14 protein-coding genes are annotated in these 14,760 nt (G+C 70.6%); 6 read left to right on the top strand and 8 right to left on the bottom strand.

Annotation, left to right across the window (positions count from 1 at the left end; translation table 11 throughout):
- Nucleotides 1-40: 40 nt before the first annotated feature.
- Genes ACFYWS_RS11680 through ACFYWS_RS11670 form a run of 3 tightly spaced genes read right to left on the bottom strand, consistent with a single transcriptional unit; the run spans nucleotide 41 to nucleotide 2,636 of the window.
- Nucleotides 41-820, bottom strand: coding sequence for an amino acid ABC transporter ATP-binding protein (locus tag ACFYWS_RS11680; RefSeq protein ID WP_389273187.1), 780 nt, complete (start codon nucleotides 818-820; stop codon nucleotides 41-43).
- A complete protein-coding gene (locus ACFYWS_RS11675; RefSeq protein ID WP_389273184.1) occupies nucleotides 817-1,731 on the bottom strand; it encodes an amino acid ABC transporter permease in 915 nt (304 codons plus the stop codon). Before ACFYWS_RS11675 ends, ACFYWS_RS11680 begins: the two co-directional genes overlap by 4 nt.
- Nucleotides 1,728-2,636, bottom strand: a complete 909-nt coding sequence (locus ACFYWS_RS11670; RefSeq protein ID WP_389273181.1) for an ABC transporter substrate-binding protein — start codon at nucleotides 2,634-2,636, stop codon at nucleotides 1,728-1,730. The genes ACFYWS_RS11675 and ACFYWS_RS11670 overlap by 4 nt, the downstream gene beginning before the upstream one ends.
- 163 nt (nucleotides 2,637-2,799) lie before the next feature.
- Here ACFYWS_RS11670 and ACFYWS_RS11665 point away from each other — a divergent pair, with 163 nt between their 5' ends.
- The 5 genes from ACFYWS_RS11665 (at nucleotide 2,800) to ACFYWS_RS11645 (ending at nucleotide 7,956) form a co-directional block, all read left to right on the top strand.
- Nucleotides 2,800-3,417 carry a TetR/AcrR family transcriptional regulator gene (locus ACFYWS_RS11665; protein ID WP_389273178.1) on the top strand — a complete coding sequence of 206 codons (618 nt, stop codon included), beginning with the start codon at nucleotides 2,800-2,802 and terminating at the stop codon, nucleotides 3,415-3,417.
- A 234-nt stretch (nucleotides 3,418-3,651) separates the two neighbouring features.
- Nucleotides 3,652-4,854, top strand: coding sequence for an FAD-dependent oxidoreductase (locus tag ACFYWS_RS11660; RefSeq protein ID WP_389273175.1), 1,203 nt, complete (start codon nucleotides 3,652-3,654; stop codon nucleotides 4,852-4,854).
- A gap of 50 nt (nucleotides 4,855-4,904) precedes the next feature.
- Entirely contained in the window at nucleotides 4,905-6,347 is a 1,443-nt protein-coding gene (locus ACFYWS_RS11655) for a rhodanese-like domain-containing protein (RefSeq protein WP_389273172.1), read from the top strand.
- Nucleotides 6,344-7,114, top strand: coding sequence for a sulfite exporter TauE/SafE family protein (locus tag ACFYWS_RS11650; RefSeq protein WP_389273170.1), 771 nt, complete (start codon nucleotides 6,344-6,346; stop codon nucleotides 7,112-7,114). Before ACFYWS_RS11655 ends, ACFYWS_RS11650 begins: the two co-directional genes overlap by 4 nt.
- A gap of 41 nt (nucleotides 7,115-7,155) precedes the next feature.
- The gene (locus tag ACFYWS_RS11645) at nucleotides 7,156-7,956 is read left to right on the top strand and encodes a GntR family transcriptional regulator (RefSeq protein ID WP_389273167.1); all 801 of its coding nucleotides are present in this window, start codon (nucleotides 7,156-7,158) and stop codon (nucleotides 7,954-7,956) included.
- A 9-nt stretch (nucleotides 7,957-7,965) separates the two neighbouring features.
- Here the strand turns inward: ACFYWS_RS11645 and ACFYWS_RS11640 are convergent, their stop codons facing one another.
- The 4 genes from ACFYWS_RS11640 to ACFYWS_RS11625 all read right to left on the bottom strand — a co-directional run bounded on the left by ACFYWS_RS11640 (nucleotide 7,966) and on the right by ACFYWS_RS11625 (nucleotide 12,886).
- The gene (locus ACFYWS_RS11640; protein WP_389273164.1) at nucleotides 7,966-10,032 is read right to left on the bottom strand and encodes a restriction endonuclease; all 2,067 of its coding nucleotides are present in this window, start codon (nucleotides 10,030-10,032) and stop codon (nucleotides 7,966-7,968) included.
- A 93-nt stretch (nucleotides 10,033-10,125) separates the two neighbouring features.
- Entirely contained in the window at nucleotides 10,126-10,737 is a 612-nt protein-coding gene (locus ACFYWS_RS11635) for a TetR/AcrR family transcriptional regulator (RefSeq protein WP_389273161.1), read from the bottom strand.
- A 107-nt stretch (nucleotides 10,738-10,844) separates the two neighbouring features.
- Entirely contained in the window at nucleotides 10,845-12,278 is a 1,434-nt protein-coding gene (locus tag ACFYWS_RS11630) for a flotillin family protein (RefSeq protein WP_389273159.1), read from the bottom strand.
- A 92-nt stretch (nucleotides 12,279-12,370) separates the two neighbouring features.
- Nucleotides 12,371-12,886 carry a hypothetical protein gene (locus ACFYWS_RS11625; RefSeq protein ID WP_389273156.1) on the bottom strand — a complete coding sequence of 172 codons (516 nt, stop codon included), beginning with the start codon at nucleotides 12,884-12,886 and terminating at the stop codon, nucleotides 12,371-12,373.
- Between the two features lie 170 nt (nucleotides 12,887-13,056).
- On the opposite strand from ACFYWS_RS11625, the gene ACFYWS_RS11620 reads away from it, so the two are divergent.
- Nucleotides 13,057-14,223, top strand: coding sequence for a PucR family transcriptional regulator (locus ACFYWS_RS11620; RefSeq protein WP_389273154.1), 1,167 nt, complete (start codon nucleotides 13,057-13,059; stop codon nucleotides 14,221-14,223).
- 178 nt (nucleotides 14,224-14,401) lie between these two features.
- Here ACFYWS_RS11620 and ACFYWS_RS11615 read toward each other — a convergent pair whose 3' ends face one another.
- The gene (locus tag ACFYWS_RS11615) at nucleotides 14,402-14,695 is read right to left on the bottom strand and encodes an ANTAR domain-containing protein (RefSeq protein WP_389273151.1); all 294 of its coding nucleotides are present in this window, start codon (nucleotides 14,693-14,695) and stop codon (nucleotides 14,402-14,404) included.
- Nucleotides 14,696-14,760: the final 65 nt, after the last annotated feature.

Raw genomic sequence — 14,760 nt, 5'->3', positions numbered from 1 at the left:
CTCCAAGGTGTCGTGGAGGGCGGGGCTGAAGTCGGCGCGGTCAGTTCATGCGGGCGAGGAAGGCGCGGGTGCGTTCGGCCCGCGGGTGGTCGATGACCTCATCGGGCGGGCCCTGTTCGACGATCTTGCCGCCGTCCATGAAGATGACCCGGTCGGCGACCTCACGGGCGAATCCCATCTCGTGCGTGACCACGATCATGGTCATGCCGTCGCGGGCGAGGTCCCTCATCACGGCGAGGACCTCACCGACGAGTTCGGGGTCGAGGGCGGAGGTGGGCTCGTCGAACAGCATCAGCTTCGGACGCATCGCCAACGCGCGTGCGATGGCGACGCGTTGCTGCTGGCCGCCGGAGAGATGGTTGGGGTACGCGTCGACCTTGTCGGCGAGACCCACGCGCGCGAGCAGCTGCCGGGCGTGTGCGAGGGCGGCTTCCCGTGGTTCCTTGCGTACGAGCAACGGTCCCTCGACGACGTTCTCGAGACTCGTGCGATGCGGGAAGAGGTTGAAGCGCTGGAAGACCATGCCGATATCAGCGCGCTGGCGGGCGAGTTGGCTGCCGCGCAGCTCCTGCAGGCGGTCGGGCTCACGTCGGTAGCCCATGATCTCCCCGTCGACACCGACGACTCCCGCGTCCGGCTTCTCCAGCCGGTTGAGGCAGCGCAGCAGGGTGCTCTTGCCGGACCCGGACGGGCCGAGCAGGCAGATCACTTCACCGCGGTCGACATCGAAGTCGAGGCCGTCGAGGACGGTCAGCGAGCCGTACGACTTGGTGAGCCCGCGGGCCTGCACCATGGCGGTGCCGGTGACGGTGGCGGTCATGCGGCGGCCTCCTTCGCGTTCTTGCGTATCTGTACGCGCGCGTGCCCGTAGCCCTGGTTGAGCCGTTTCTCCAGCACGTGCTGGCCGAGTGTGGCCAGGGAGACGAGTGCCAGGTACCACAGGCTCGCGACGATCAGGAGCGGGACGACCTCGTAGTTGGTGGCGTAGATGTGCTGGACGGCGGAGAGCAGGTCGAGTCCGGCCACGAAGGCCACCAGGGACGTGGCCTTGAAGAGGTTGACGAACTGGTTCACCGACGGCGGCACGATCACCCGCAGCGCCTGCGGCAGCAGCACGCGCCGCAGCAGCTGACCGTTCGTCATGCCGATGGATTCGGCGGCCTCGATCTGACCGCGGTCCACGGCGAGGAAGCCGCCGCGCACGATCTCCGCCATGTAGGCACCCTCGTGCAGGCCGAAGGCGAGGAGGGCCGCGGTGAACCAGTCGATGGCGTCGTTGGTGTCGATGCCGCCGGCGCCCTGCCCGAAGAACATCGCGGGGCCCAACTCGGGGAAGACGAGCGCCAGGTTGAACCAGAAGATGAGCTGGACGAGGAGCGGCGTCCCGCGGAAGAACCACACGAACAGCGAGGCGGCCGCGGCCAGGGCGCGGTTGCCCGATGTCCGCAGCACGGCGACCACGACGCCGATGACGACGGCGAGCACCATGCACACCACGGTGAGGAGCACGGTCCAGCCGATGCCGTGCAGGATGTCGGCGTCGAAGAGGTAGTCGCCGACGACCGGCCAGCCCATGTTGGAGTTGCCCGCGACCGATACGAGGAGCAGGGCGAGCAGCGCGATGACGACCACGCTCGCGGCCCACTGCCAGGGCCTGCGGACCGGGGTGACGGGCAGCGCGGCGGCGGCCTCGATGTCGAGGGCGCGCGACGGGACGGTCGGGGCGCTCATGAGGTGGCCGCGTTCACCTGGGGAGCGTCCATCGCCAGCTGCTCCATGTCCCAGTGCTTGAGGATCCGTTCATAGCTTCCGTTGCGCATGATCTCCTCGAATGCGGCGGCGAGCGCCTTGCGAAGGGGGGCGTTGTCCTTGCGTACGGCCGCGCCGTGGAACTGTTCGTAGAAGGGGGATCCCGCCACGTCGCCCGCGTCGCTGTTCTCGGCCACATGCCGCCCGATGACGTAGTCGATGACCACGGAGTCGGCCCGCCCGGTGCGCACTTGCATCATCGTGGCGGCGGCGTTGTCCATCTCGATGAGCTTCACGCCGGACCGGCCCGCCTTCCTGCAGTCGGTGTCCTGCTGGGCGGCGAGCTCGCCGGACAGGCTGCCGACGGTGGCGGCGGCCGTGGTGCCGCACAGATCGTCCGCGGTCTTCAGCCGTTTCGGATTCCCCTTCTGCACGAACAGGGTCTGGTACGAGGTCGTGTAGTCGACGAAGGTCACGGCCCGCTGCCGCTCCTTGGTGTCGGTGAAGTCCCCCATCGCCACGTCGAGCTTCCCGGACTGCAGGCCCGGCACGAGCGCGGTGAATCCCGCGTCGTAGAACTCGATCTCCACGCCGAGCTCTTCGCCCAGCGCGTCCATCAACTCCTTCTCGAATCCGGTGATTTCGGAGCCGTCCCGGTACAGGTACGGAGCGACGTTCGTACTGCCGCCGATCTTGAGCTTCCCCGACTGCCGGATGTGCTCGGGCAGCAGCCGGTGGAGCGGGTGGGAGTCGGCGATGTTGCGCGCCGCCGGGTCGGCGCCGCAGGCCGTGAGGGTGAGGGCGAGCGCCACGGCCGTGAGGGCCGGACGCATGAGCTGGGCTCTCTTCACATCGGTCTCCTCCACGATGGACACTAACTGCGACATCAGTCTCAGTTAGTGACCGAGTTGAAGGCATGCCGCTCCGCCCGTCAAGACCTTGAACCACCTTGAACACACAACAGTTCAGATACCGAGTTGAGATACCCTGCCGGAAAGTAAGACTCGAATCTCATGGATCAGTGAGTACGGATGGACCTCGGAGGCCACTGTGACCAGCACCGGCCGACCGGCGGCGCGCAACCGTGGACCGCGCCAGGACGCCGTCCGCAACCGCAACAAGCTGCTCGACGCGGTGGGCGCCATCCTCGAGTCCGAGCCCGCCTCGGTGTCCATGCCGCTCGTCGCCCGGCGGGCCGGCCTCTCCACGGCCACGGCCTATCGCTACTTCTCCACCCTTGAAGAGCTGATCTCCGCCTACGTCTACAGCACCATCGTCGAACTCCGGAACTTCAGCCACGACTGCCCCAGAACCGGCACCGCCCTCTTCGAGGCCGTCGCGGCCGAGCGGGTCCGCCTCGTCCGCAGGCACGGCGCGGCGACCGTCCAGGTCCGCTCACGGCAGGGCTTCCTGGCCCGACTGCATGCGCAGGACGAGGTGATCACCGCGGTCCGTGACATCTGGGAGCGGCCGATCCGGGCCGTGCTGCGCCAACTGGACCTGGCCGATGAGCACTTCGACCACGCACTGTTCCTGTACAACATCATGTTCGACCCCCGCGACATCCTCGACCTCCTCGCCACGGACCTGGCCGAGGAGACGGTGGTGCGCCGCCTGACGCGGGCGTACTACGGGGCACTGCGGGGGTGGGTGGCCGGGGAGTCCTGACACCCCGGCAAGAAATCCACCGCGGGCCCACACGCGCGGCCGCCCCTGGCGAAGGTGCGGCGTGGTCCGCCGTGTGCCACGAACGTCAGGCCGACCGTACCGACCGCGGGCATCGCCAGCACCGAACCCACCATAAATGTACGTACATCTTGCGCCAGAATCCCGGCGGCCACTTGTACTTCCACGGACACGCGACCTAGCGTAGATGTACGTACATTCGTGGGAGGGATTCCCTTGGTGACCACACAGCACCACCGGACGGTGATCGTGGGAGGCGGCACGGCCGGCATTTCGGTCGCGGCGCGGCTCCGGCGTGCCGGTGAGCGGGACGTCGCGGTACTCGACCCGAGCGAGCGGCACTACTACCAGCCGCTGTGGACGCTGGTCGGCGGCGGACGGGCGCCGCTGAAGGAGAGCGTTCGGCCGCAGAGGTCCGTGATGCCGAAGGGGGTCCGGTGGATCCGGCGCGCCGCGGTCGCCGTCGACCCGGAGGCCCAGGAGGTGACCCTGGACGACGGCGGTGTCGTGACGTACGACCATCTCGTGGTCTGCGCCGGCATCCAGCTGGACTGGGACGGCGTGCCCGGCCTGAAGGCCGGACTCGGCCAGGACGGGCTCTCCAGCAACTATCTGCCGCACACCGCGCCCGCGACCTGGCGTTTCATCCGCGAGACCCGCTCCGGCAGCGCCGTGTTCAGCATGCCGCCCGGAGCCATCAAGTGCGGCGGCGCCCCGCAGAAGATCGCCTACCTCGCCGCCGACCACTGGCGCCGGGAAGGTGTTCTCGGCCGGATGGACATCCATCTGGTGCTCCCGACGGACACCATCTTCGGTGTCCCGGAGTTCGCGCGGGTGCTGGAGGGCGTGGCCCGCCGGTACGGCATCCACGTCCACTACGGCAGCGAGGTCACCGAGGTCCGCCCCGAGGCGCGCGAGGTCGTCGTCAGTGACATCGGCACGGGCCTGAAGACGACCCTCCCGTACGACATGGCTCATCTCGTACCCCCGCAGAGCGCCCCGGACTGGATCAAGCGCAGCCCGCTCGCGGACGCCGCCGCCCCGGCCGGCTACGTCGAGATCGACAAGTACACGATGCGGCACGTCCGGTACCCCAACGTCTGGGCTCTCGGCGACGCGGGCTCCTCGCCGAACTCCAAGACCGGAGCCGCCGTGCGGCAACAGGCACCCGTGGTCGTCGAGAACCTGCTCGCGACGATGCACGGCCAGGAGCCGCTCGCCGTCTACAACGGCTACTCCTCGTGCCCGCTGACCACGGCCCGCGACAAGATGCTGCTCGCCGAGTTCGACTACAGCGGCCGCCCCGCCCCGTCGATCCCGCTGATCGACACCGTCCGCGAGCGCACCGACATGTGGTACCTCAAGCGGCACGGTCTGCCGTTCCTGTACTGGAACCTCATGCTCCGCGGCCTCGCGTGACCCGCACGCCACCCCGACCCACCAGCAGCTTCACGCCCCAGGAGTCCCGCATGCCCAAGGAGCCAGTCACCCACGACGACACCGGCCGCCCGCTGATATTCGTGCAGTTCTACCTCGACTGCCTCTCGCACGCCTCGTACCTCATCGGCGACCGCACCACGGGCCGCGCCGTCGTGGTCGACCCCCAGCGTGATGTCAACGAGTACCTCGCCACCGCCGCACACCACGGCCTCACCATCGAGCGCGTCGTCGAGACCCACGTCCACGCCGACTTCCTCTCCGGTCACCTGGAACTGGCCGAGCGCACCGGCGCACCCATCTCGTACGGCTCCGCCGCCGACGTCGACTTCGATACCGACCCCCTCGCCGACGGCCGACACCTCCGCCTCGGGGAGGTCGACCTGGAGATCCTGCACACACCCGGCCACACCCCGGAGTCGGTCTGCGTCGTCGTACGCGAGCACGCCGGCGACCCCGTCCCCTACGGCGTCCTCACCGGCGACACGCTGTTCATCGGCGACGTCGGCCGCCCCGATCTGGTCAACGCACGCGGCCGGTCCGCCCAGGAGATGGCCCGCGCCCTGTACCGCTCCACCCGCGAGCGCCTGCTCCCCCTCCCCGACGAAACGCGCGTCTTCCCCGCGCACGGGGCCGGCTCGGCCTGCGGCAAGAACCTGTCGACCGAACTGAGTTGCACCCTCGGCACCCAGCGCCGCACCAACTACGCCCTGGCCGACATGTCCGAGGACGCCTTCGTCGAGGTCGTGACCTCCGGCCAGTCCGTGGCGCCCGCCTACTTCTCGTTCACGTCGGCGCGCAACCGCGAGGCCCGCCCGGTGCTCGACGAGGACTCCCCCGTCCCTCCCCTCACCCCGGACGCCGTACGGCAGGCCGTCGCCGCCGGCGCGACCGTCCTCGACACACGGGCCCCGGCCCCCTTCGCCGCCGCCCATCTGCCCGGATCGGTCAACGTCCCGCTCGGCGGCCGGTTCGCCGAACTCTGCGGCGAGGTGCTCCCGGCCGGGGCCGACCTCGTCCTGTGCGGGGACCCCGCCACCGCCCGCGAGGCCCGCAACCGCCTCGCCCGCATCGGCTACGACCGGGTCATCGGCGCCCTGCCCGCCGACACCCTGCGGGCCGAGCACATAACGTCGACGCCACGCGTGGAAGCGACGGCCCTCGCCGCCCGCCTCACCGACGACACCCGCCCCTTCACTTCGCTGGACGTACGCGCCCCCGGCGAGATCCAGGACACCGGCACCCTCCCCGGCGCCCACACGATCCCCCTGCCCGAACTCCTCGCCCGTGTCGCTGAGTTGACGCCACATCAGCACCAGCCACTCATCGTGATGTGCGCCAGCGGCAACCGCTCGTCCGTGGCCGCCTCCGTGCTCCGGGCCCGCGGCTTCGACGCCGACGATCTGCGTGGTGGCTTCGCCGCGTGGCGCGGCCCGGTCGAGCATCCGGCCTGCGGGGGCGGCATCCCCGCGTGAACGTCCTGATCCTCGCCGTACTCTGCGGCGCCGTCGTCGGCCTGGCCCTCGGCGGGCTCGGCGGCGGCGGTGGCGTGCTCGCGGTCCCGGCCCTCGTCTACCTCCTGGGTGTCGACCCGGCCGACGCGGGCACCGCCAGCCTGCTCATCGTCACCATCACCTCCGCCACCGCGCTCGCCCGCCACGTGGGCACCGGGACCGTCCGCGGGCGGACCGGCGTCCTGTTCGCCGCGGTCGGCGCGGTGCCCACCGTCGGGGCGTCGATGCTCGCGCACCGCCTCCCGCAGAACCTGCTGACCGGCGCGTTCGCCGTACTGGCCGCGGTGGCCGCCGCGGCGATGTTGCGCGGCACACGCGCCTGCGTCGACGCGACGCCGACGAGCACCGGACCACCGCCATTGGTGGCGGCGCGGACCGCCGGGGCCGGGGCCGGGCTCGGCGCGGTGACCGGTCTCCTTGGGGTGGGCGGTGGATTCCTGGCCGTACCCACTCTGGTGTCCGTGCTGCGGCTGCCGATGCGGACGGCCGTCGGCACCAGCCTCGTCGTCACCCTGCTCAACTCGCTGGTGTCCCTCACCACCCGTCTGACGACCGAGGGCGTCTCCGTCGATCCCGCGGTGCTCGGCCCCTTCGTCGGCGCCGCGATCCTCGGGGCGTGGGACGCCAGGCGCCTCGCGGCCAGGCTGCCGGGACCGGCATTGCAGCGCACGTTCGCGGTCCTGCTGCTCGCGACGGCGGCGTTCATGCTGGTGGACGCGTTCGTGTGAGCGCGGCCGGGGGTTTGCACCGCCTCCGCAAATCGACGAGCATGCATCCCGTGCCCACCAGCAGCTCACAGTCCGGCCCCCGTCCGCTCACCCGGTCCAAGGGCAAGCCGCTGTGGTCCCAGCTCCGCGCCGACCTGTTGCGACGCCTTGAGGACGGCGAGTTCCGCGACGTCTTCCCCGGCGAGCACGACCTCGTCGCCGAGTACCAGGTCAGTCGGCACACCGTCCGCGAGGCACTGCGCACGCTGCGCGCGGAGGGCCTGGTCACGGCGCAGCGGGGCAGGGTGTCCCGGTTCGCGACGAGCCGGCCGCTGGAGCAGAAGGTCGGCGAGGCGTACAGCCTCTTCCGCTCCGTCGAGGAGGTCGGCGCCGTCCAGCGCAGCGTCGTCCGCCGCCTCGACCGGCTCGCCGACGGTGTCATCGCCGCCCGCCTCGGCCTTGAGGAGTCCACTCCCCTCGTCCACCTGGAACGCCTGCGTCTCGCCGACGGGGAGCCGCTCGCCGTCGACCGCGTCTGGCTCCCCGCGGACGTCGCCGCCCCACTCCTGTCCGTCGACTTCACGCACACCTCGCTCTACGACGAGCTGGAACGCCACTGCCGTACGCACATCAGCGGCGGCTGGGAGCGCATCCGGGCCGTCGTCCCCACCCGCGCGGAACGCAAGCTGCTCGACTGCCCCGAGTCCACTGCCCTGTTCGCGATCGACCGGCTCGGCCACGACGCCTCCCACCGCCAGGTCGAATGGCGCCAGACCCTGGTCCGCGCGGACCGCTTCACCGTGGCCGCGGCCTTCTCGGCCGACGACGGGTACCGCTTGGGCGCGCCGGTGCCGACGCCCTGACAGGAGGGACTACTCGACCTCGATGCCGAAGTCCTGGACCAGTTCCTCCAGGCCTCCGGTGTACCCCTTCCCGCCCAGGACGAAATCCCAGTCCCCGCCCGGCCGGTGGCGGAAGGAGCCAAGGACGAGGGCCGTCTCACCCGGGCGCCCGTCGGAGACCTCCAGGTGGGCGAGTTCCGCGAGGCCCGGGTCGAGCAGGCGGATGCGGGCCTGGGTGAATCCCGCGAGATCGGCGTCGGGGTTGACGTCCGGGTCGATGGCGGCGACGAGCACCAACCGGTCCGCCTCGCTCGGCAGTTGGTCGAAGGCCACACAGATCGCCGCCTTGTCCGGGGCGTTGGGCGGCAGAGCCCGCACCGAACCGTCCGGTGTCCGCGGGTTGTTGCAGAAGACGAAGTGCCCGTCGCCGAGAACGCGGGAGCCGCGGCAGACGAGGGCGCACACGTCCAGGGCGACCTCTCCTGCCCACGACATGCCCAGGACGTTGTAGTCGTCGGGCAGGGCGGGGCTTTGCTCCGGCGTCGGCTGCGCCCCCGCGTCCCTGCGACCGGCGCCGCCTCCCAACTGCCCGCTCAGGCCGTGCCGGTGGAGCAGGTCGACGAGTTCCGCACCCGCGATCAGCTCCAGTGGCTTTCCGTTGGCGAACGTGTGGGAGCCCGGGCCGAAGCCCGATGTGGTGACGAGGACACCCTTGTTGGCGCCCGCGTCCTGCACCGTCCCGTACAGGTCACGTACGGCGGTGGGTGGCACCGTCTTGCGGTACCGCTTCACCTGGACGACGATGTCGCCGCCCCGGATCGGCGTCGGATCCAGGGCCCTGACGTCCACTCCCCCGTCGTTCGACCGCTGTGTCGTCACCGCCTGCATGCCCATGGCCTCGAAGAGCCGGGCGACGAGCGACTCGAACGCGATGGGGTCCATCTCGTACAGGTCGGGTTCCGAGTCGTCGTCGCCATGGGCCACGACGCGGCTGCCGACATCCTGCGGCCGTCGGCTTGGCCGGACCACAGCGGCCTGGTCGGGTCGCGCGGAGAGCTGTCCCCGCAACGCGTCCACCAGGCATCCGCACGCGTCGACCTGTGCCAGGTGCAGGTCGCGGAACGCGGTGCGGGTGGCCATCACTGTGGCCAGGACGAGGTGCTCGGGCCGGCCCGTCGTCGGGTCGTGGCCGTCGACGAATCCGTTCAGGGCCACCGACTCCAGGGCCCCCGACTCGTCCGCGGCGAAAAGCTCGTGCACCACCAGCAGTACGCACTGTGCGAGCACCTCCCGGTACAGCGCACGGCGCTGCGCGACGGGGCGCGCGGTCTCCTTGTACTGGTCGGCACCGGCCATGTACCGCACGGACTTGGCCTCGGGCACGATGTCGTACGCGGGCAGCTCCCAGTCCAGGACCAGCTGGCGCGCGGCCGGATCGTAAGCCGCCGTCACCTGGCGCGGAAACCCTTCGGGCCACGCCGACGACGCGTAGAGCGCGGCCGAGAAGTACTCGACGACGGAGTCCGGGGCGTGGCGCCGCACCCCCTCGGCCACTGCTTCCACCGCGGCGTTGTGCCGCCGGATCTCCGCCAGGTGCGCGTCGCTGCGCTGCTCGTGTTCGCGCTGGTACGCGGCCAGCTGCTGCTGCCGGTGCGCCTCGGCGGCCTGGGCGGAATGCCAGTCCCGTTCGAACCGCGCCCGCGCCTCGGCCTGCGCATGGGCCCGCCGCCCCGCGGTCCAGCCGCCCTGCGCCTGGTACTGCTGCGGGTTCGGCATGGGCAGTGGGTACGCCAGTGGCCCCGGCGAGAACGGTTGCACCTCTTCGGCGCGCAGCAAGGAGGACGCGCGGAACGCGGGTGCCCGGCAGCCTGCCGCGAGGAGCCCCTGCAACGCGACGACCTGCGTCTCCAACGCCTCCGTGCGACGCCTCACCTCTGCCTGTTGATACTCACGCCGGCTCTGCGCGGCGCGCCTCTGGTAGGCGCGCACTTCCTGCGCTTCGTGCCTGCTCCGTCTGGCTTCCATCTCCCGCTGGCGTTGCTGCTGCCGCTGCATCTCGGCCCAGACACCAACTGTTCCCCCACTACGACGGCTCATCTGTGAGCGCCCCTCCCCAAGTACCCCGACTGTCCCCACAATCAGGTGTAGCCGCACTACTTTAGCGGGACGCCGACGGTGCGCGGACCGCACTCACCTACGCGCCACCCGCCGCACCGACCGCGGCCGGTACTCCACCACCGTCAGCGCCAACGACACATACCGCTCGACGAGTTCGTCGGGGGTCACCTCGCCGTCGGTGCGGTACCACTGGGCGATGGCGTTGCACATGGCGATGACGGCGCGGCGGGCGTCGTCCGGGTGGGGGGTCAGGAACGTGCCGTCGGCGACGCCCCGTTCGATGACCTCGCGGAACTGCTGGGTGCCGCGCTCCTCGTTCTTGCGGTAGCGGGCGAGGTGCTCGGGTTCGAGGCTGCGGCCCTCGGTCAGCACGATGCTGCTCTTGACCGGGTGCTCGATACGGAACTGCACCGTCGCGGTGACGAGGGCCTCCAGCTGCTCCGCGGGGTCGTCCCCGGCCTCTTCGAGGGCGGTGCCGCAGGCGCCGAAGTAGGCGTCGAGGCCCTCTTCGAGGATGGCGACGAGCAGGTCCTGCTTGCCCTTGTAGTAGTAGTACAGCGCGGACAGGCTGACTCCGGCGCGCCCCGCGATGTCGCGGATCGAGGTGGCCCCGTAGCCCTGTTCGGAGAACTCTTCGCGGGCGGCCTCGATGATGGCCTTGTGACCTGCGGGGCGAGTGGACACGATGCTCCGATCTGCTGGGCCGCTCAGTGCGCGCCCCGCCACTGAACATCCGTACAGTCGGCGACGGCGCCGTCATCGTAGCCCCGTGTCTCCTCGCCCAACGCCGCTCAGTCGGTGATCTCGATGTGGCCGTTCACCGATTCCGGGGCGCCCGCCGGCTCCGCGGTCTTCCCGCTTCCTCCGGTGATGTTCTTCAGAAGCGCGGCGAGGTCGACTCCGGTGGTGGAGTTCAGGAGTTCCACTCCCTGCGCCACGTTGTCGGCGACCGTACGGGTCAGCTGGCTCGCCCCGTCCGTGGAGATCACCGTCATCTTGTCGACGGCGCCCAGCGGTTCGGACGCCTTCGCGACGACCTGCGGCAGCACCTCGACCAGCATCTGCAGCACGGCCGCGTCGCCGTACTGAGCGAACGCGTCGGCCTTCTTCCGCATGGCCTCGGCCTCGGCGGCGCCCTTCGCGCCGATCGCCGCCGCCTCGGACTCGCCCTCGATACGGACCGCGTCCGCGAGCGCGGCACGGTGCGCCTTCTCGCCCTCACCGGTCAGGCGGGCCCGCTCGGCGTCCGCCTCGGCCTGCTTGACCAGGCCGATCCGGCGGGCCTCGGCCTCCTGTTCGGCCTGGTAGCGGGCGGCGTCGGCGGGCTTGCGGACCTTCGTGTCCAACTCCCGGTCGGTCAGGGCTGCCTGACGCTGCGCCACCTTTTCCTGCTCGGTCAGCACTTCCTGCTGCCGGGCCGCTTCGGCGAGCGGGCCCGCCGCGTTCGCCTGCGCGGAGGCCTGGTCGGTCGCCGCCTTGATCTCGGCCTGCTTCAGCGCGAACGTGCGCTGCGCGATCGCGATCTCCTCCTCGGCCTTCAGCCGCGCCTGTTCGGACGCGCGGCGCGCGACGGCCTCGGCGATGTCGGCCTCCTGCTTGGCGCGGGCGGCCTCGGGCCTGCCGAGGTCCTCCAGGTAGGAGCCCTCGGTGGTGATGTCCTGGATCTGGAAGGCGTCCAGGACCAGGCCCTGCCCGGACAGCGACGCCTCCGCCTCCTCGGCGACCTGCCCGGCGAACGCGGCCCGGTCGCGGATGACGTCCTCCACCGACATGCGTCCGACGATGGAGCGCAGCGCGCCGGACAGCACTTCCTGGGTGAAGCCGACGATGCCGTCCTGCTGCATCAGGAAGCGCTGGGCGGCCGCCCGTATCGAGTCCTCGGTGCCGCCGACCTTGACGATCGCGACGCCTTCGAGGTGCGCCTTCACGCCGCGCAGGGTGACCGCGCCGCGCACCGCGACGGGGATGTGCCGCGAGGACAGGTCGAGGGTGAACTTCTGCTGCACGAACGGGACGACGAAGACGCCGCCGCCAACCACGACCTTCTGGCCGCTGTTGTCGGTGATGACGTGGCCGGTCTCCGGGTCGGTGGACTTCTTGCCGCGCCGCCCGGTGACGATGAACGCCTGGCTGGGCCCCGCGACCTTGTAGCGGGTGATGACGACGAGTGCCAGCAGGACCAGGAGTACGACGACTCCGGCCACGGCGATGGTGACAGGGCTCATGATGGCTTCCCCCTCTGCCCCCTCGCCTCCCGGCAGGCGACAGTCGGTTGGTGATGGTTCGTGATGGTTCGCGATGTGCGTACGAACGGTGGTCAGCGGTCGACAGCACGGACCTCGACCGAGGTCGGCGACAGGATGTCCGCCACCCACACCTCGGCACCGCGGGCGACCGCGATCGCGCTCTTCGCCGAGAACTTCGTCGGCTGCCCCGCGAGGTGCAGCAGCACCTCGCCGTATCCGTCGACCGGGATGGCGGTGACCACGGTGCCCGCGCTGCCGACGAGGTCGTCGCCGCGGGGCGTTGTCGCGGTCTGGTCCCGCATCAGCGCGCGGGTCAGCTTCCACGTCAGCCAGCCGGCGCCGCCCCCCGCGACGGCACCGACGGCTGTGGCGGGGCCGGCACCGAGGTCGGTGGTGCCGAGCACGATCGCGCCGCCGAACCCGAGCATCGACACGAAGCCCGCGATCACGGGCAGCGACAGCAGTCCGTCGAAGAGCCCGTCCAGGACCCCGACTCCGTCGAAGAGCCCCTCCAGCACCCCGTCCAGCACCAGGGACAGTGCGAGCAGCACCACTCCCGCGATGCCGAGGCCGAGAAACCACGTCATGTCACTGGCCTCCCTGGTCACCGCTGTTCCGCGTGCTTGCCCCGGATGTTGTCATGGGCAACCACCTGAAGTAACTTCCGGATCCCGGCAATCTTGACGCGATTTTGATGCCTACTTGCGCATCCGCTAAAACGTACGGGGAGCACACGGCACCACGAATGGGGGTGGGCATGGCGTCGCAGCAGGACGTCCCCGACGAGTACCTGGACGGGTACGTCGAGGCGGTGGCCGACGCCTCCGCCACCGGGCGGCGGCTGACCCGGGACGAACTCGACGCGCGCCGCGCGCTGGGCGAACGCGCCGCGGAGGCCGGCCTCGGGCTGCGTGCCCTGGTCGCCGCCCATCTCGCGCGCACGCACACCGGCAACCTGGGCACCAGGGTGACGGTCGACGCCGTCGTCGCGGCGGGTGCCCAGGCCATCGACGCGTTCGCCGAAGGCTACGAGCGCGCGCAGCGGCAGACGATGCGCCGGGAGGAAGCGGCGCGCCGCGAGTTCATCGACGACCTGCTCTACGGCCGCAGCGACCTCGGCCAACTCGCCGAGCGCGCCGAGCGTTTCGGGCTGCGCCTGGCCGGCGAGCACGCGATCGCGGTGGCCCGCGGCGACAGTGCGTACGAGGAAGGTGACACCGTCGCGCGCGAGATCGAACGCGCGGTGATCGCACGCTTCGGCAACCGGAACATCCTGCTGACCACCAAGGAAGGGCGGCTCGTCTGCATCGCCCCCGGCGACCAGACGGAGGTCCTCACCTACTTCGCCAAGCAGGCCTACGCCGCCGCGGACGGCGGGGGCCAGGTCGCCATCGGCCGTCCGCAGTCGGGTCCGGGCGGTGTCGTCCAGTCGTACGAAGAGGCGCTGGGCGCGCTCGACCTGGCCACCCGCCTCGACCTCGACACGCCGGTGCTGCGCTCGGCCGACCTCCTCGTGTACCCCGTCCTCACCCGTGACCGGCAGGCCATGACCGACCTGGTCCACAACACGCTGGGGCCGCTGCACCACGCGCGGGGCGGCGCCCAGCCACTGATCGACACTCTCATGGCGTACTTCGACTCCGGCTGCGTGTCGGCGGAGGCCGCCCGTCAACTGTCCCTCAGCGTGCGGGCCTTCACGTATCGCCTCGCCCGCATCCATCAGCTCACGGGCATCGACCCGGCGGTCCCGGCCGACCGTTACACGTTGCAGACCGCGGTGATCGGCGCCCGCCTCCTCGGCTGGCCGACGGAGTCCTCTCCCAGGCCGCCGTCGGGATCCGCACCCTCGCAACACGTGCCAGGCGGAGCGGCTCCATCGATACTGGCGGGGAACGGGCAGACGTCGACGAGCGCCACCTGCTAAGGCCCCCGGAGAGGGGCCGGGGCGCAGAGCCGGTACGCACACCCGTACGCCATCCGCTACAGCGACAAGCGGACAACTCCCATGCACCAGTCGGAAGTTGGATCGTACGGGCTCTCGCTGCTGCACCGGCAGCCACCCGACGCGGTTCGACGAGAGCCCTCCCCGACAACTCAAGCAGTCAGCACCCGGCGTTGAGGCGCTTCAGTGCGCGGCCCACCTCGTGCCGCATCTTCTCGGGGAGCGGCTCGCCCTGGACCGTGACGGTCAAGGCGACGGCCACGTCCCGGAGCTTGATGTTGCAGTGCTGCGAGACGTCCACCAGCAGGCCCCAGGCCCTCTCGCTGGAACAGAACGCCAGGGCCATGATCATGCCCCGCGCCTGGTCGATCACCGTACGACTCGACAACGCCGTGTTCAACTGGTCGTTCTCTGCTCGTAGTTCAGCGATCTCGGCGACCAGAGCCGTATCCACCGCTGAACCCTCAGCCGTCAACAGGCGCCGTTCCCCGTGGGTCATGGTCGGTTGGTGCATGACGC

This window comes from Streptomyces sp. NPDC002795 (genome assembly GCF_042888725.1).
GTDB lineage: Bacteria > Actinomycetota > Actinomycetes > Streptomycetales > Streptomycetaceae > Streptomyces.
The sequence above is the reverse complement of the archived record's forward strand: the minus strand, read 5'-3'. Positions and strand labels throughout refer to the sequence as shown.